This is a genomic window from Odoribacter sp. Z80, from assembly GCF_009935865.1.
In the GTDB taxonomy this organism is placed as follows: domain Bacteria; phylum Bacteroidota; class Bacteroidia; order Bacteroidales; family Marinifilaceae; genus Odoribacter.
This window is the reverse complement of the sequence record NZ_QWEL01000011.1, coordinates 1-16,988: the sequence shown is the minus strand read 5'-3', so window position 1 is coordinate 16,988 and position 16,988 is coordinate 1. Positions and strand designations below refer to the sequence as shown.

Annotated in this window: 11 protein-coding genes, 2 tRNA genes and 1 pseudogene; 10 read left to right on the top strand and 4 right to left on the bottom strand. The window is 44.4% G+C overall.

Going from position 1 to position 16,988, the window contains the following annotated elements:
* The first annotated feature begins 7 nt into the window (after window positions 1-7).
* The 5 genes from D1136_RS08445 (at window position 8) to D1136_RS08425 (ending at window position 9,568) form a co-directional block, all read left to right on the top strand.
* On the top strand, window positions 8-949 hold the full coding sequence (locus D1136_RS08445) for a sensor histidine kinase (protein ID WP_161877196.1): 942 nt from the start codon (window positions 8-10) through the stop codon (window positions 947-949).
* 61 nt (window positions 950-1,010) lie between these two features.
* Window positions 1,011-1,676, top strand: a complete 666-nt coding sequence (locus D1136_RS08440; RefSeq protein WP_161877195.1) for a response regulator transcription factor — start codon at window positions 1,011-1,013, stop codon at window positions 1,674-1,676.
* A gap of 7 nt (window positions 1,677-1,683) precedes the next feature.
* Window positions 1,684-2,400, top strand: coding sequence for a nucleotidyltransferase family protein (locus D1136_RS08435; protein ID WP_161877194.1), 717 nt, complete (start codon window positions 1,684-1,686; stop codon window positions 2,398-2,400).
* Window positions 2,401-2,501: 101 nt separating this feature from the next.
* On the top strand, window positions 2,502-7,202 hold the full coding sequence (locus tag D1136_RS08430) for a hypothetical protein (protein ID WP_161877193.1): 4,701 nt from the start codon (window positions 2,502-2,504) through the stop codon (window positions 7,200-7,202).
* Entirely contained in the window at window positions 7,202-9,568 is a 2,367-nt protein-coding gene (locus D1136_RS08425; RefSeq protein WP_202623103.1) for a BamA/TamA family outer membrane protein, read from the top strand. The genes D1136_RS08430 and D1136_RS08425 overlap by 1 nt, the downstream gene beginning before the upstream one ends.
* Before the next feature lie 10 nt (window positions 9,569-9,578).
* On the opposite strand, the gene D1136_RS08420 is transcribed toward D1136_RS08425, so the two are convergent.
* Window positions 9,579-9,650, bottom strand: a tRNA-Glu gene (locus D1136_RS08420).
* A 45-nt stretch (window positions 9,651-9,695) separates the two neighbouring features.
* Window positions 9,696-9,767, bottom strand: a tRNA-Thr gene (locus D1136_RS08415).
* A 225-nt stretch (window positions 9,768-9,992) separates the two neighbouring features.
* Between D1136_RS08415 and D1136_RS08410 the strand changes: the two genes are divergently transcribed.
* The gene (locus D1136_RS08410; RefSeq protein ID WP_161877266.1) at window positions 9,993-12,065 is read left to right on the top strand and encodes a hypothetical protein; all 2,073 of its coding nucleotides are present in this window, start codon (window positions 9,993-9,995) and stop codon (window positions 12,063-12,065) included.
* Between the two features lie 30 nt (window positions 12,066-12,095).
* The gene (locus D1136_RS08405) at window positions 12,096-13,133 is read left to right on the top strand and encodes a quinoprotein amine dehydrogenase (RefSeq protein WP_161877192.1); all 1,038 of its coding nucleotides are present in this window, start codon (window positions 12,096-12,098) and stop codon (window positions 13,131-13,133) included.
* Between the two features lie 122 nt (window positions 13,134-13,255).
* On the opposite strand, the gene D1136_RS08400 is transcribed toward D1136_RS08405, so the two are convergent.
* Window positions 13,256-14,071, bottom strand: coding sequence for a carboxymuconolactone decarboxylase family protein (locus D1136_RS08400; RefSeq protein WP_161877191.1), 816 nt, complete (start codon window positions 14,069-14,071; stop codon window positions 13,256-13,258).
* 184 nt (window positions 14,072-14,255) lie between these two features.
* Between D1136_RS08400 and D1136_RS08395 the strand changes: the two genes are divergently transcribed.
* Window positions 14,256-15,152 carry an AraC family transcriptional regulator gene (locus tag D1136_RS08395; RefSeq protein WP_161877190.1) on the top strand — a complete coding sequence of 299 codons (897 nt, stop codon included), beginning with the start codon at window positions 14,256-14,258 and terminating at the stop codon, window positions 15,150-15,152.
* Here D1136_RS08395 and D1136_RS08390 read toward each other — a convergent pair.
* Window positions 15,149-15,772: a CatA-like O-acetyltransferase, family 2 gene (locus tag D1136_RS08390; RefSeq protein WP_161877189.1), complete on the bottom strand. Its 624-nt coding sequence runs from the start codon at window positions 15,770-15,772 to the stop codon at window positions 15,149-15,151. The two genes, D1136_RS08395 and D1136_RS08390, sit on opposite strands and share 4 nt — an antisense overlap.
* 688 nt (window positions 15,773-16,460) lie before the next feature.
* Here D1136_RS08390 and D1136_RS08385 point away from each other — a divergent pair.
* Together D1136_RS08385 and D1136_RS11045 are read left to right on the top strand one after the other, a co-directional pair.
* Complete coding sequence (locus D1136_RS08385; protein ID WP_202623102.1) at window positions 16,461-16,781, top strand: helix-turn-helix domain-containing protein; 321 nt, start codon at window positions 16,461-16,463, stop codon at window positions 16,779-16,781.
* Window positions 16,782-16,784: 3 nt separating this feature from the next.
* Window positions 16,785-16,910 (top strand): annotated as a pseudogene (locus D1136_RS11045) (type II toxin-antitoxin system HipA family toxin); the annotation flags it as partial.
* Window positions 16,911-16,988: the final 78 nt, after the last annotated feature.

Sequence of the window (16,988 nt, the reverse complement as noted above, 5' to 3'; positions counted from 1 at the left end):
TGCGCTTATGCTTTCTATTATTGTCGAGTATATTTCTCTTTTTTTACAGGTAGCTGCGGCTGCTATTGCTATCAGTTTGTTCAAACGGACGAAGTTCAATGCCTCGTGGATATTAATTTCTACCGGTTTTTTATTGATGGCTGTTTCCCGGGTATTTGAACTATGGCCGATGATTTATCCCGAAATGGAAGATCAAATGCAAATTATTCAGCGTTGGCTGGCTTTTATCGTTTCATTGGTATTGCTGACCGGAGTTTTTTATATCCGGAAGATATTCCAGTTTTTGCGTCGGGTGGATGAATTGCGCCGGGAAACGGAGAAAAGGGTTTTGGCCGCTGTCATCAAAACGGAGGAACAGGAACGTCAGCGTTTTGCAAAGGACCTTCATGATGGTTTGGGTCCCTTGCTGAGTGTGATTAAGATGCTGGTTTCCGGCCTTGATGCTAAGAATACGGTGGAAGTGAACGGGAAAATCCGGGGTAATCTCCGGCAGGCTGTGGATGAGGCTATTAGCAGTGTGAGGGATATTTCGGCCAATATCAGTCCCCATATCCTCAACCATTTCGGTTTGAAAGATGCGATAGAGGCTTTTATAAAGCGGTTGCGGCAGTCCGAAAATTTTCACGTCTGTTTTACTACAAACCTGGTAAAAGAACGGTTCGGATATAATGTGGAAGTGGTGCTTTATCGGGTGGTCTGTGAATTGATAAACAATACCTTGAGGCATGCCAATGCCACACAAGTGACCATAGACCTTCAATTGGATGAGGAGGTACTTTATCTGGAATATACAGACAATGGAATCGGTTTTGACCTGGGTACTTTGCCTGCACATGAAGGTATGGGACTGAAAAATATGCGTTACCGCCTGCAATCCGGAAACGGGGATATTGAGATTACAAGCGAACAGGGGAAAGGAATGCGGGCAAATGTATATATGCGGGTGTAAACGCTTTTTATTAAAAAGAAACCCATATCTTTGTTGATAAATCCGACTAAAATAACAGTTCATGGATACCAAATCTTCACAGAAACTGAAAATCTACATCGTTGATGACCACAAATTGTTTCGGGAGGGATTGAAACTTTTATTGTCTAATCAGGAATTTGTGAGGCATATTTACGAGGCTTCCAATGGAAAGGAGTTTATTGAAAACCTTTCATTTGTGGATTGTGACATTGTCCTGATGGATATTGAAATGCCGGAGATGAACGGGATTGAAGCTACCGGGGCTGCTTTGCGCGTGAAGCCGGGGCTGAAAGTGATAGTGCTTTCGATGTATGGGGATGAGCAGTACTATTATAAAATGGTGGATGCCGGCGTGAAAGGATTTGTCTTAAAGAATTCGGGTATTGAAAAAGTGATAGAAGCCATTCATCGGGTTGCTGCGGGAGAAAATTATTTCTCGGAGGAACTTTTGGTTAATATACTGAATCATATGCGGGAAGGGGGAAAACCGGAGCCGGAAGTACCCGATAATGAAATTTCCGGCAGGGAACTGGAGATTCTTTACCATGTTTGTCTGGGGCTTTCTAATCAGGAAATAGCCGATAAACTTTTTATCAGCAAGCGGACAGTGGATAAACACCGGGCAAATTTGCTTAGCAAAACGGGCTGCCGCAATACGGCGGCTTTGGTGATGTATGCCATAAAAAATAAAATGATCAACATATAGTGTTGTTATGGAAGGAATGATATTTGCTGCGGGATTGGGAACACGGTTGCGGCCTTTGACTGATGAGCGTCCTAAAGCGTTGGTGGAACTGAAAGGGAAACCTTTGTTGGCTTACGCGATTGAGAACATGAGAGAGGCAGGCATCCGGCGGATTGTGGTGAATGTGCATCATTTTGCCGGTCAGATAGAAGATTTCCTGAGACATTATCCCTTTCCGGAAGGAGAAATTTTGATTTCAGATGAGCGGGATGGTTTGCTGGATACGGGGGGGGGATTGCGTAAGGCCTCTTCTCTTTTTACGGCGGGAGAAGATGTGTTGGTTCATAATGTCGATATTTTTTCACAAATCAATCTGAAAGACCTTATGGCCTGTCACCGGCAGAGCAAGGCGGATGCCACTTTGGTGGTCAGTCCGTTTTCCGGGGGCAGGGGGCTGAGATTTAATGCGGAAGGTCTGCTGAAAGGATGGGAAAACGTGTCGCTCTGCGAGCGGAAGATTGTAGATGAAGATTTCTGGAGGGCGGAAATTTACAGTTTTTGTGGTGTTCAGGTGATAGGTCCGGAATTCCTGCACCGGATAGAAAGAGAAGGAGCCTTTTCCATTATAGATGAATATCTTTCACAGGCGCGTTTGCATCCCGTCAGGATGTATCTTTATGAAGGCCTTTTCCGGGATTTGGGAACTCCCCGGAGTTTGGGTGAAGTAGAGAAGAATTTTTTATAGAAAGCATCCATTTCCCCGCAACCCTCTTCTGGCTTTTTGCGTTATTAGATAACTTTCTTTTAGTATATTTTTCATATCTTCGGAAAGTGTAAAACGGCAATATGAAGAGAATTCTGAAATATTTGGGGAGGATAACAGGCGCAATTTTCTTGTTGCTTCTTCTTGTCGTTTTTTTGATTTACCTGCCTCCTGTCCAGAAAATGGTTTTTGACAAGGTTCTGGATTATGCTTCTTCTCATTATGGATTGTCGTTGGAAGCAGAGAAGTTTCGGTTGGGATTCCCTTTAAAACTGGAGTTGGAAAATGTTTTTGCGAGGAAGTCCGGGGCAGATACTCTTCTGGCAGCACAATCCCTGAAGGTGAATATCGGATTGAAGAAGATTTTGCGGAGAGAACTCTCGGTTGACGGGTTGGTGCTGAAACAGGCCAGGATGGTTGTGGAGAATGATACAACCGGAATGCGGCTGGACACCAGAATTGGCGAGTTGAGTCTGGAGGCAAGGAGCGTGAATCTGTCCGAAAAAAAAGTAATGGTGGATTATATCCGTCTGCAAGAGGGAGAAGTTGATTTATTTCCCGGGAGCAATTCAGAGCAGGACACCGCTACATCGAAAATACCGGACTGGACATTTGAAATAGACCATATTGATTTAAATCAAATCGCTTACAGGATGGGAAAGGATTCCCTTTCTTTTTTTTATACGGGTTTAAAAGAAGGAAGGGTTACTGAAGGGATTGTTGTGTTGGGAGGCAATGCTGTCAGTGTCGGTTCTGTTTTTGTGTCGGGCGGGTGGTGCCGGATGAGGTCCGGGGAAAAAGTTGCCGGGGACGGACAAGTCTCCTGGACCCCGGAAGTGCCGGCTGTACCCTGGACTATCCGGGCAGGTACCGTACGATTGGAGAATAGTGCATTTCAGATGGAGCGACAGAACCTGCCGCAAACACATTTAGTTCTGGCAGGTATTGGGATTCAGTTGGATAGCATATACAACCGGGGAAGCATAATCAAGGCACTTTTAAAAGACTTGAAAGCCGTGCAGGAAGGGGGAATTGAGGTAACGGCAATGAGGGCTGCGGTTGACCTTGATACTGCTGTCACTGCTTTGCACGGAATGTATGTGCAGACTCCCTATAGCTGGCTTCGCCTCGAGGCTCAAGCGGATACTTCCTTGCAGCATTTGATGGGAAAGATGCCTCTGACTGTTAGTCTGAGTGCCCGTATAGGTATGCAGGATATACTTCCTTTTTATGAGAATATTCCGCTTGTTATCCGGCAGAAAACAATGGGGGTGAATGCTTCTTTTGCTTTGTCCGGTGAACGGATTCAGCTTGGTCAGTTGATTCTGGATATGCCGGGACATTTTAAAGTGACAGGAAACGGGAGGGCTGCTTCCTACCGGCAATTGTCCGGACTACGGGGAAAAGTAGACCTGCGGGCGGAATTGGAGGATATTACTTTTATGCAGGAATACTTGCAAAGGGAGGGGATTCATATTCCCCGGCAGATGAATCTTACCGCTTCCCTGAAAGCCGACCGGGGGGATTTGGCAGCCCGTGCCGATTTGAAATGCAGGCATGGACTGTTACATTTTTCCGGCAATTATCAGATGAAACCAGAGCGTTATGAAGGGGAAATCGAGTGGGCTGATTTCCCGTTATCTTCTTTTTTACCCCGGGATTCCTTAGGCGAAGTGTCTGCCCGCATGCACCTTAAGGGAACAGGTTTTTCCTGGCCTCAGGCGCGGGCGGAAGTTATTGCCCGGATAGATGATTTTTTTTACCGGGGACATTCGTATAACGGTATCGATTTGCAAATGTCTTTGGACCACACCCGTCTTCGCGGTTATCTTGAGTCGAAAGATAGCCTGGCACCAGTAGAACTGCTCTTTCGGGGGGATTCTGTGGAAACGGCCTATCGGATGGATGTCACGGGAAGGATTGATGAAGTGGATTTGGAGGCACTGCACCTGGTGGCGGAACCTTTAAAGGTAGGGATGAACCTGCATGTACAGGCGGAAATGGCGCCTGAGAATGCTTATCATCTGAATTTGTCCCTGGATAGTCTGCGGATGACGGACAGGCAACGTAATTATGCTTTAGGCCGTCTGGAACTGGATATGCAAAGCGATAGGGAGAAGGTCGGGTTGACTCTGACGTCCGGTGACCTGAACCTGAAATTCCGTTCTGATACCGCTTTGATGGGTTTTATTGCCCAGGTTCAGAAAACCGTACAGTTGATGGATGAATTGGTCGGGAAGAAAGAGGTGGATATGAACCGGGTGAAAAAAGAGTTACCTCCTTTTAACTTTTCACTGACGGGAGGCCGGGAGAATGCTGTGGCCGGTTTTTTGAAATCCCGGAATATTGGTTTTAAAAACATTTATTTTGACGCAGTTTCAAGAAGGCGTCAGGGAGTGCGTCTGGGTTTTGAGGCCGAAGCTCCTTATTTCGGAAAAGTCCGCCTGGATTCCGTACAGTTGGGGGCCTGGCAGACAGGGAAGGGATTGGCCTATCATTTGAATGCGCGCAGTTCGGCCGAGAGTTGGAAGGGCTTGTTTAACATCAACCTCACCGGGAGAATACAGGAAAATCAGTTGCGGGTGGAGTTGAAGCAGAAGAACAACCAGGGAGAAACCGGTTTTGATCTGGGGTTGAATCTTACTTTGCTGGATAGTGCTTTTGCTGTCAGTTTCTTTCCGGTAAATCCGATACTGGGGTATAGCCGCTGGATGGTGAATGCCGGTAATAAAATCGTGGTGGGTAAGGATTTGAAAGTCAATGCCGATTTACGTATGGCTTACCGGGATAAGTTGGTCGGGATTCGTTCTCTGGAACCTGAGGAGGACGGAAAAGAACGTTTGCAAATGGAGATTCGGGGGATTCAATTGGAAAATCTGTCCCGCATGCTGCCTTTTATGCCTGAACTGGCCGGTGTCGTGAATACGGATTTGATGTTGTATTTCCGGGAGAATCTGATGGGAGTGGCCGGAGAGGTCGGAGTGCGGGATTTGTATTACCGGGGACAAAGGGTTGGTACCCTGGATTTGGGACTGGAGTATGCCGGAAAGAACCGTTTCACAGAACATGCTGTTGATTTTGAACTGAAAATAGACAGTGTCCGCCGGGCAGTTGCCAAAGGGACATTTTCTACGTCTGAAAACGGAAGTGGTTTAGAGATGGATGTGGATATTCCTTCCCTTCCGTTGTATGTGGCAAATGCCTTTATGCCTTCCGGTATTTTGAAGTTAGGCGGGGAAGTAAACGGCTATCTGCACTTGAGGGGAACCCTGGAGAGGCCTTTACTGAATGGAGAATTGGCCTTTCGCAACGGAAAAGCCAATGTGCTGATGCTTGGCACTACTTTCAGTATGGACTCTGTTCCTTTGAAAGTGCAAGACGGCAAGGTATTGTTTCGCCGCTATCGCTTCCTGGCCCCCAATGGCAGCAGTTTAGCAGTCAACGGAGATATGGCATTGACACCGTTTGACCGTATGGGAATGAACATCACGGTGAAAGCTGCGGATTTTGAAGCGGTGAATGTAAAGAAAAACACCGAATCTCTGGTGTATGGTAAAGCCTATACCGATATTGATATGCAAATTGCCGGTACTTTTTCCGATTTAAGCGTGTCGGGCAACATCAGTTTGCAAGACCGTACGGCGATTGTCTATACTCTTCGGAATTCTGATCCTCAGCTGGCGGAACATAGTGAAGGTTTGGTGCGTTTTGTCTCTTTTCGGGATACTACCCTGAATGAAGCCGACGATTTGACTAACCGTGTCGAAACCGGAAGTTTTTCATTGAGGTTATTGATTGAAATCGGGAGTCAGGTGAGTGCGACCGTTGCCTTGTCGGAGGACGGCAGTAATTACGTTTCCATCCAGGGGGGAGGAAATCTGGTGCTGGTGACAGGCCCTGAAAGCGGTATGACTTTGACGGGAAGATATATCCTTTCCGGCGGTACGGTTGTGTATAATGTCCCTATTGCCGGGAAAAAGGAATTTTCCATCCGGAACGGCAGTTATGTCGAGTGGACCGGTAATGTTGCCAATCCCATTCTGAATATTTCTGCGTCAGAAGCAGTGAAAGCTACGGTGGAAGATGGCGACCGCAACCGTTTGGTGACCTTTGAGTCGATTATCCGCATTCAGAATACCTTGAACCAGCCGGATATCACTTTCGACCTCTCTGCTCCCAACGATATGGTGATTCAGAATCAGCTGAACACTTTTTCAAAAGAGGAAAGAACACGCCAGGCCCTGAACCTGATGATATATAATACTTACACGGCTCCGGGTGCGGCAAAATCACAGGGAGGGAATCAGGTAGCCAACAATGCCTTATATAATTTCGTAGAGAATGAATTGAACAAATATACCCGGAAGGTTGGGCTGACAGTCGGTATGGATTCCTATAATACAGATGAAAATACAGTCCGGACAGATGTTACGTATGAATTTTCGAAACAGTTTTTTAATGACAGGATCCGGATAAAAATCGGAGGCCGGATTTCCACCGATAACAGTGATAATCCTTCCAATAACGGGAATCTGCAGGATAATTTGGTTGATGATATTTCAATAGAATATGTGTTTACCAAAAAAAGGAACCTGTTTCTGAAAGTATTCCGGCATTCTAATTATGAGAGTGTTTTGGACGGAGAGGTTACTCAAACAGGGGTTGGTGTCGTCTGGCGGAAAGATTTTCGTAAATTTAAAGACTTATTTAAAAATAAATACCGCCGTGGGCAGGAAAAAGCGGATGGGGGGATGACAGAAGATACAGAAAATGAGGAAAAGTGATGAAACAAAACTGGAATACAAAGAATAGAAACGCAAACCGGCAGATTACTCCCGGTAAATGGAAACGTTTGTTTCCCTGTTGCTTTCCTATGGTTTGTATTTTTCTGGTAATGTCCTGTTCCACTACCCGGAAACTGACAGAAGGAGAAATACTCTATACCGGAGTGAAAAAAATGAAGATAGAGGTTCCTCAAAAAATGAAATTGACGGGTAACCAGAAATCGGCAGCTACGGGGCCTCTTTCGGTCAAACCGAATAATCCTCTGTATTCCCCTTATATCCGTTCACCTTTTCCGGTTGGGTTATGGGTTTATAATTGGAATATTAAAAAGGAGAAAGGGATAAAATGGTGGTTGTACCGTAAATTGGCCAAGAAACCGGTGCTGATTAGTGATGTACAACCGGAATTGCGGTTGAAAATGGCTGAGAATGCCATGAAGGATTTCGGATTCTTTGGCGTCCGGAGCCGTTACGAAGTTATTCCTAAACGAAATCCCCAAAAAGCCAGAATTAGTTACTGGATGGAATTGCCCGAACCTTTCCGTTACGGGACCATTGAATTGTGGGGATGGAAATCCGAACTGGACAGCATTGTGCGTCCTTTTCTGAAATATATGGGGCTAAAAACCGGAGACCAGTATGATGTGAATCTTTTGAATGAAGGACGGCAGAAGATTTCGGATTTGTTGCGGAATAAAGGATATTACTTTTTTCAGCCCGATTATATAGAGTATCTGGTAGATACGACTGCCGGACAGAAGGTTGCAGATGTCCGTATCGGATTGAAACAAGGCATTCCGGATAATGCTTTTTATCCCTATTCTGTACGGAATGTGGAGGTCGTTTTGAGTGGGAATGATGGTACCGGCCAAATGGATTCTGTTCTGATGGACAGTGTTAAAATTTTATTCCAGCCTCCAGTTACTTTAAAACCCAATGTTTTGTTGAGAACCATTAAAGTGCGGCCGGGGCAGACTTATTCGGCTTTCTTGCAAAGCAGGACCCAGGCCAGTTTTGTTCAGCTGGGGGTTTTTAAATTTGCCAATCTCTCGATTAATGCTCCGGCGACGCCAGGTCCCAAAGTGCTGGATATGCAAATCAATGGTGAGTTTGCTTTGCCTATAGAAACTGAAGTGGAAGTGGATGTTGCCTCCAAATCCAATAACCTTTTAGGACCCGGATTGACCCTGGGGGTTACAAACCGGAATATGTTTAAACGGGCCGAAACCTTTGCCGTACGTCTTACCGGGTCTTACGAGTGGCAGGTCGGTGGTAATAAAAGCACTACAGGAAATACCGGATTAATCAATTCTTATGAATTGGGATTGAATTTTACTCTCTCCGTACCCCGTTTATTGCTTCCTCGTTTTATGAAATCCGGGCGGGATAAACGGGAACAGACGCATTTCCAGATAGGAACCGATTTATTGAACCGGCATAATTATTTCCGGATGGTTTCTTTTTGGGGAAGTGCTACTTATGATTTTAATTCTTCCTACCGGAATTATCATTCCGTTGTCCCCTTTAAATTGAATTATACCTACCTGCTTCGGACTTCCCATGCTTTTGATTCAGTTACTATGCATAATCCTTCGGTGGCCCAAAGTTTCCGGAATCAGTTTATCCCTTCCATGTCCTATACTTATACTTATGACCGGAAAGCCACTTACCGGAATCCGAACCGTTTGTTCTGGCAGACTTCTGTTACACAGGCCGGCAATATCATTTCCGGTATTCAATATCTGGCCGGAAATCATCAGGGAGAAGGGAAGAAAATCCTGAATAACCGTTATTCTCAATTTCTGAAACTGACTTCGGAAGTGATAGGATATAAGACCGTAAACAGGAAAAATCAGCTGGCTATGCGGATTATGGGAGGCATTGGTTATGCCTATGGCAATGCCAAAGTGATGCCGTATAGCGAACAATTCTATATTGGAGGGTCAAATAGCATCCGTGCTTTTCACATCAGGTCGATAGGGCCGGGCAGTTATCATCCGGTGGAAAGTAAATACGCTTACCTCGACCAAACCGGAGATATCAAAATAGAAGGGAATATGGAGTATCGTTTTGAGATATACGAACGGTTTAAAGGAGCTTTGTTTGTAGATGCCGGTAATGTTTGGCTCTTGAAAAAAGAAACACAGCGACCGGGAGGAGAATTCAGGCTGAAAGGTCTGGGAAAAGAAATAGCACTTGGTACTGGTGCAGGAATCCGGTATGATTTTTCTTATATTGTTATCCGGGCAGATTTGGGAATACCTCTCCATGCACCTTATGATACCGGAAAAAGCGGTTATTATAATATTCGGGGAAGTTTTTGGAAAGGACTGGTATTGAACCTGGCTATCGGATATCCTTTTTAAGGGGAATTTGTAGCGCTAAGGGGAATCGAACCCCTGTTTTAAGAATGAGAATCTTACGTCCTAACCCCTAGACGATAGCGCCGTAGTGTCTATTGAAAAAAGCCTGCTTTTGCAGACTTCCATCCTGAGCTGTTAGTGAGATTTGAACTCACGACCTCTTCCTTACCAAGGAAGTGCTCTACCCCTGAGCTATAACAGCATTTGCATCGAATGTTTTCTTTAGGAAAACATCCTATCGAAAAGCGGTACAAATGTAATGCTTTTGTGATACAATACAAATTTTTTGTATTAAATTTTTTTATGTGATGATTTTTCTCTGCTAATATGGGAAAGACATCTTTGTTTATATTTTTTGATATGTATATCTTTGCCCCCTCAAAAAAAAGAATGATTTAAAATGATATTTTCTAAACGAAGAGGAATGATGAAAAGATTTTTTTCTACCGGCCTGTTTGTTTTGGCTGGTATTTTTTTATTGGCGGTCAGTTGTCAGAAAGATAAGGAATTGGCGCCAGAGGGGGAAAAGGATATCAAGGCCTTTCCCGTTACCTTGACAGAGGCAGACTACAATTCGGAAAACACGTATTATTTGCTGAACGACAACGAATCTCCGGATGTTTTTTTTGATGCCGGCCAGCGGAGCTTTTATGTTACTCAGCCGTTGCAAATCCAGATGGACGACGAGCACAACTTTCAACTCCGTTTTTACAGTCCCAGGGCTTTGAGGAATGTAACGATCTGGGCAACTATAGATGGCTATGAGGAAGAGTTCAGGTTTATGTCGCTCGAAAAGGTGATGCCGTTCCAGCAACTTCGGGTACATATTCCTTTTGCTACTAAAGACATGACAGCTTACACCCGTAGCGGGAAAAAGATTCAGATTATGGCAAATCCGCATTTGATGAAAGAGAATATGACATTTACCATTGAATGTAACGACCCTTATTGGAAACGCCTGCAATCCATCCGTTGCAAATGGTATATTGCTTTTGGCAGGTACAGTGATACCCATCAGAACTGGCGGTACAAGATGATGGCGTCACATACGCGTGAAGCTGTGGCAATCGCCCTGAATATGAGTTATATGTTTTCGTCAGAACGGTTTGAAAGGGCATTGCACGATTTCGGTCCCCTGCATAGTGACAATAACAAGACAGTTATTGATAAAAATGCTTTGCTGACAAGAGTGTTGAACCATAGCGGGTTGCTTTTCGGCTACACGACAGGAGTGATGGGCTTGGGCGGTGGAACTACTTTCGGTATACATGAGTCTTGTTATCTGGAACATTATGCCGACGATAGAAGTATTACGGAAACTATTTTCCATGAATTTGCGCATTGTGTGGGCTATGGCCATAACGGAAATATGACATACGAACAAACCGGGCCGGGATGGGTTACCCTGTGCAATAATGTGTATGTTGATTTGTCGCTGGATAAGGAACTTCCCGTTTATTCCCGCCGTTTCATACACACCCGCAGAAATAAAAACAGATATTTCGATGATATATATGTGACTTCAAAACACGTCATTGAAGATCCGGAACTGGATGCTCTGGACGGTGGCTTGTCCCCGTTGCAGGGAAAAACGGACCAGGGAGGAAATGGCGGAGGCCCACTTACATTCAGATTGGACTATACGGATGTGCCCGGAGCTACGGCGGCAACATTTCGGCCTAAAGATGTGTATGTTTACGGAGATACCCTCTATGTTGTGAATGATGCTGATAATCATTATAGTTTAGAAATATTCAATGTGGCATCCGGGAATAAAAAACATGTGGCAAGTATTAGGGAATGGAAGCGGGGAGAGGAGACAGAGAAGTTCTCCGGTCGCCCGAACGGGGTTACCCGGGCCAATGGCAAACTTTTTGTTACTCATGAAAACAGCCGCACAGAGATTTTTGATGCGGCCACTCATCGGTTCTTTACTTGTATTGGCAATGGCGCATGGGGTACGGGACCTTTTCAAACTGTTCACGCTTTTGATGTGTTGCTTTATAAAGGGCTTGTTCTGATTCATGACAAACGCTGTGTCGTTGCTGTGGAAGAGCGGATTCTGGAAGCCGGGAAGGCACCGCGTATATACCTCCGTTTTGAAGGGGTGGGTGAAGCCAGAGGTACTTATGGCATGGCTGTGGACGAACAATCCGGATGGCTCTATGCTGTTCATCCTGCAAAGCGTATAGATGTGTTTGACCTTACCACAATCCGCGAAGGCATGTCCCTCATGCGCATGAGGCAGATGGCTTATAAAAATGTTCCTTATGATCTGGATTTCTGCAACGGAAGACTGTTTGTCAGTTCTGGCGGAGAGGAGAAATTTTGTGAAATTCATCCCGAAACGGGGGATATTCTGAAAAACCATACGGTTATCGGAGACATTACCTTACAATCTCCGGAGAAGTTTTGTATCCGCCGCAATACATTGTTCATTACTGACCGGACCATTAACGGACCGTGTGTTTATGCTATCCCTATGAGTAAATTGAAATAAAATACAGTCGCTTTAAAAAAGAATATGAACATGAAAGTATATATTTATATCCTGCTGATATTGTTTTTAGGCCTGACTATCCGATGTAGTAAAAAAGATGGTCACGTACCTGGTTTCGATGACGGAAAATACAACAGTTTTTGGTATTATTCATATGAAGCTGCCATGTTGCTTGATGCAGAAACTTTGGGTATGGAAACTGCGGAAGATTTTCTTCCTTATACCGTAGCTCATCTGGGAGATACTCTTTTTATTGCAAACACCGGAAAAGCAGGTAACAATTTGCTGATGTTCAGCCAAAAGAAAAAAGAATTATTCGGGGCACTGAAATCGTGGCAGTTCAATGGCGAGGAAAAGACTTTCAGCAGTCAGATAGAGGCTATTGTTCCGGCAGGCAACCGATTGTACGTTGCTGAACGCCAGTCCCGCATTCATGTGTTCCAATTGCCGGACCTGACTTATATTACTTGTATCGGCAACGGGAAATGGTTCGGGCCTGTGTTTCAAGTCCAGGCGCTTGCTGTGAAGGATGGGCTTATCTATGCACGCGATAAAAACGGAAATGTCAGCATTTATAAAGAGTCGGATGTTACGCCGGAAAACTACCAGAAAATACAACGTTACCATCAGGCTTCCAGTAGTGGCAGTCCGGGAAACAATGCTTTTGCACCCCACTATATGCAAGTCAACGCCGCAGGCAATATTCTGCTTACAGACTATGAAAGCAGGAAAATACGTGTACTGAATCCGGCATTGGTCAATGATGATTTCCAGGATGGCACTTCCATTGATGTGGATGACCAGATTCTTTTTTCCGGTTTTAAGCCCAAAACATTTGCCTTATGTGATGAACGTTGGTATGCCACAGGCGATAATAATGCCATCAATATATACGACTGCTGGCAGAAAGAATGGGTGAAAGAGTTGAAAACCATCAAAGGGTATGCGTTCTCCCAACCCGTGCGTATCTATGCGCAGTGTGATTCCGTACTTTGGGTTTCAGACATGCATAATACGAAGCGTACATTGGTTAAAATGGCGGTATATAAGGGAGAGATACGCGAATAATGTTTGTAGTTGCAACTGATTGAATGGATATTTTAAGCCCGTCTGTATCAGCAGACGGGCTTCTTTTTTTGGTAGAAAGTTTGCTGGTGCCTGCCTGGAATGGGGTTGTATGAGTGGAGTGTTTACTTTAATTTATTGTATTCCTTTTCCGTTACCGGTTCAAGCCATTCATTTGATGTATGTTCGCCGGCGATTTCAAAAGCGAGGTGTGAGAACCAACTGTCGGCAGCTGCACCGTGCCAGTGTTTTACACCTGCGGGAATGTGGATGACTGTGCCGGGCAGAATCTCCTGCGCAGGTTTCCCCTCTTCCTGATACCAGCCCCGTCCGGCTATGCCGATAAGCATCTGGCCGCCCCCCTCGGTGGCATGGTGTATATGCCAGTTGTTGCGGCAACCGGGTTCGAAGGTAACATTAGAGAAAGGTATCTGTGTTTCTGATATGCGGGCCAGGTAGCTGTTGCCGGTGAAATATCGGGCATATGCCGTATTGGGCTCGCCGATGGGGAAAATCATTTCCTGTTGAAATGCGGCTTTGGCATCTTCTCCGGTGATGTTTTCTGCCCACACCTTTTTTGCCAGGTTGAACGCGGCCCATGCTTTTGGCCATCCCGCATAGAAGCCAATGTGAGTGATGGTCTCGGCTATTTCTGTTCGGGTGATACCGTTTTCTTTTGCCGATTGTAAATGAAATGTCAGGGAGTTGTCTGTAATGCCCTGGCTGATGAGCGATGTGATGGTTACCAAACTGCGGTCGCGGAGATTCAACAGGTCGTTGCGGCTCCATACCTCTCCGAAAAGGACATCATCGTTGAGTTCCGCGAATTTGGGGGCGAACTCACCGAGTTGGTCGCGCCCTGCCGTCTGTACTATCTTTTTCTGTGCCATAACATGAAGTGTTAACAAACTGAAAATTGTAAATAAAAAAATTCTGTCCATAGTCCGTTACATTATAAATGCTTTTCCTTTTTAGAACCGTGATTTGTTTTTATCTGAAACAAAATTAAAACTGATTGTTTTGATACAGTGTATCAGAATTATAGATAAAATGACCAATTTTATCTATATCGGTGATTCTTTTGTGGCATAACCTGATTTTTCAGAAAAAGAATAACTTTGCCCTATGAGTGAAATAGAACGTATAGATTCCGTACAGCAATACAATGATTATTTCGGGGTGGAAACTCTTCATCCTTTAATGACCGTGATAGACGGAAGTGAAGCCAAGCCGTTGCGTCTGAGCGTTAAATTTTTTTTGATTTTTTGTATATTTATAAAAGACATTGATTGTGGCATTTTGAAATATGGGCGCAGTATATATGATTATCAGCAGGGTACAATGCTTTTCGTGGCTCCGGGACAAATCATGGGTTCGGCAGATGATGACCGGCTACATCAACCCCAGGGCTGGATTGTGGCATTTCATCCGGAATTTTTGCATGGGACTCTCCTGTCTGAGATAATCAGGGAATATTCTTACTTTTCATATAATGCAAACGAAGCATTACACCTTTCCGAACAGGAACGTTGTACCATCATTGAATGTATCACGAAAATCCGGGCCGAGTTGCGGCATCCCGCAGACAAGCATAGCAAGTCACTGATTGTTGACAATTTGAAACTTTTGCTGGATTACTGTGTCCGTTTTTATGACCGTCAGTTTATCACGCGGGAGAAGGCTAACAGCGATGTGCTGGCGCGGTTTGAAGAATTGCTCGACGATTATTTTGCGTCTGATGTCCCTGCTGAAAATGGCTCTCCGACTGTCCAATATTGCGCTGAAAAACTCTGTATGTCGGCAAATTATCTGAGTGATTTGCTGCGAAAGGAAACCGGTTTCTCGGCTTTGAAGCACATCCAGCAAAAGATGGTAGATGTTGCCCGAAACCGCCTTGTCGGCAGCCGGAAGACAATCGGCGAAATTTCCTACGAGCTTGGTTTCCCGTACCCGCAACATTTCAGTCGGTGGTTCAGGAAAATGACCGGTACGTCACCCCATGAATACCGATTGACCAATTAATCGGGAAACTTCTTTTTTATCTCTTCTTGCAGCAAGTTGAGGAAACGGGCGGCATGAGCACCGTCCATCTGTGTGTGGTGGAACTGGAAAGACACGGTCAGTGTGGTCCGGAACAGTCTTTTCTTGTATTTTCCCCAAATCATAAATGGATTGTTAAAAATGCCGCTATACATACCTACCGCTCCGTTTATGTCATATTGAGCGAGCGCTGAAGTGCCGATGACCATACTTTCAGTGAGGTCGTGGTTCTGGCAACTTTCGACTACCTGACGGGTGAGGCGCAGATAGTCGGCGTTAAATGCGGATAGTTCTTTGGAGAAGGGAATATCGCACGAACTGACCTCTCCGGCTTTATTGGCTACAATCGTATTTACGGCCAGGGTGTCGTACTGAATCAACTTATCACCCACGGGAAGCGTATAGAATTCTTTCACCTGGTTGGCCGCCTGTCCGATGCACCAGCACATCAGCATATTAAATTTTAAACCTTTCTTCCGGCTTAACCGCACGAGGCGTGACACGTCAAGCGTCTTGAAGAACGTCACCATCGGCATCGGAGCTTTCATCCACATCTCAAATGCATAGGCACGCGTGGTTTTTCGGGGATCAATTTCTTTCATGGGCTTTTGGGTGTAAGTAATAGGAGAATGTCAAATATAATATTTGTAGGTCTTGTTTGGGGTATAGAACCGATGCAGCATATTATGATATTTGATTATCAGTAGTTTATGGTTTAAAAGATAGACTGCTCAAAAATTTACTTGTTTTTTCGCCGAAAATTGAAGATTTAACGTTTTTAACCTTAGTTTGTCTTCAAACGAAGGGAAAAGAGAAAAATAATCCTCGTTTGCTTTGAAACTTACGGTTCGCAAAGATAAAGCTTATCTGTGATTATTTCGCCGATTATGGATGCAAAATCGTAGATGAGTTCACGGATTTTTTAGCTTATAATTGGGTGGCTTTCGATTTTGGTAGAGCTATTTCTTTTCTTCCCTCTTTTAGTTTTACTTTAATGCGTGTATATATGAATACAGGATAAAGTAAAGTTACTTTTCGTTTGAATGGGCAAACTAATATTAACACAGACACAGCAAGGAGTGTTTGTTAGGCCTGTATAACGAATAGTATTTTATTTCGGAATAGATGTATACGGTGCTTATGAATAATATGATGGCATTTAATTTTGAAATTCTATTCCAAATGGCTATGTCTATGACTAATTATATGGTTTTGATGCGATTTTTCATGTATAATATATCATTAAATAAATAAAAAGTAGCATCTTTGCATATTATATGATGTATTGACATGGCAAAGAATACAATGGGAACTAAGTTGCCCCGAAAATTGGAGCAGAAGATGTCGATTGTAGGAGAACAGATTAAACTGGCTCGCTTACGCAGGAATCTGAGTGTGGCTCAGGTGGCAGAACGTGCAACCTGTTCTCCGTTGACTGTATCACGAATAGAGAAAGGTGCACCGACAGTGGCAATCGGAATATATTTGCGTGTGTTGTATGCTTTACAACTTGACGATGATATTCTGTGGTTGGCCAAAGAAGACAAACTAGGGAAAACATTACAGGATTTGAGTTTGAAGACAAGAGAACGTGCATCAAAAAAGGAGTAAACGATGAAGACCCTATATGTATATGCCGATTTTGACTGGCTCAAGGAAGTAGAACTAATTGGTGAGCTGGGTTATGAATCACTTCGTGGTTCGAACAGCTATTGCTTTACGTTTTTGTGGAAAAAACGGAAAACTTGCCCCCTTAAAAACGGATGAAGGTGACCACCTAAAGTTCCTCCTTCAAAAAAGTGTAAAGTTGTTCATCGG

What these genes read in the sequence shown, in the direction of transcription:
- D1136_RS08445 (WP_161877196.1), top strand. Translation starts at nt 8, where the DNA reads ATGCTTTCTATTATTGTCGAGTATATTTCTCTTTTTTTACAGGTAGCT.
- D1136_RS08440 (WP_161877195.1), top strand. Translation starts at nt 1,011, where the DNA reads ATGGATACCAAATCTTCACAGAAACTGAAAATCTACATCGTTGATGAC.
- D1136_RS08435 (WP_161877194.1), top strand. Translation starts at nt 1,684, where the DNA reads ATGGAAGGAATGATATTTGCTGCGGGATTGGGAACACGGTTGCGGCCT.
- D1136_RS08430 (WP_161877193.1), top strand. Translation starts at nt 2,502, where the DNA reads ATGAAGAGAATTCTGAAATATTTGGGGAGGATAACAGGCGCAATTTTC.
- D1136_RS08425 (WP_202623103.1), top strand. Translation starts at nt 7,202, where the DNA reads ATGAAACAAAACTGGAATACAAAGAATAGAAACGCAAACCGGCAGATT.
- D1136_RS08410 (WP_161877266.1), top strand. Translation starts at nt 9,993, where the DNA reads ATGAAAAGATTTTTTTCTACCGGCCTGTTTGTTTTGGCTGGTATTTTT.
- D1136_RS08405 (WP_161877192.1), top strand. Translation starts at nt 12,096, where the DNA reads ATGAAAGTATATATTTATATCCTGCTGATATTGTTTTTAGGCCTGACT.
- D1136_RS08400 (WP_161877191.1), bottom strand. Translation starts at nt 14,071, where the DNA reads ATGGACAGAATTTTTTTATTTACAATTTTCAGTTTGTTAACACTTCAT.
- D1136_RS08395 (WP_161877190.1), top strand. Translation starts at nt 14,256, where the DNA reads ATGAGTGAAATAGAACGTATAGATTCCGTACAGCAATACAATGATTAT.
- D1136_RS08390 (WP_161877189.1), bottom strand. Translation starts at nt 15,772, where the DNA reads ATGAAAGAAATTGATCCCCGAAAAACCACGCGTGCCTATGCATTTGAG.
- D1136_RS08385 (WP_202623102.1), top strand. Translation starts at nt 16,461, where the DNA reads ATGGCAAAGAATACAATGGGAACTAAGTTGCCCCGAAAATTGGAGCAG.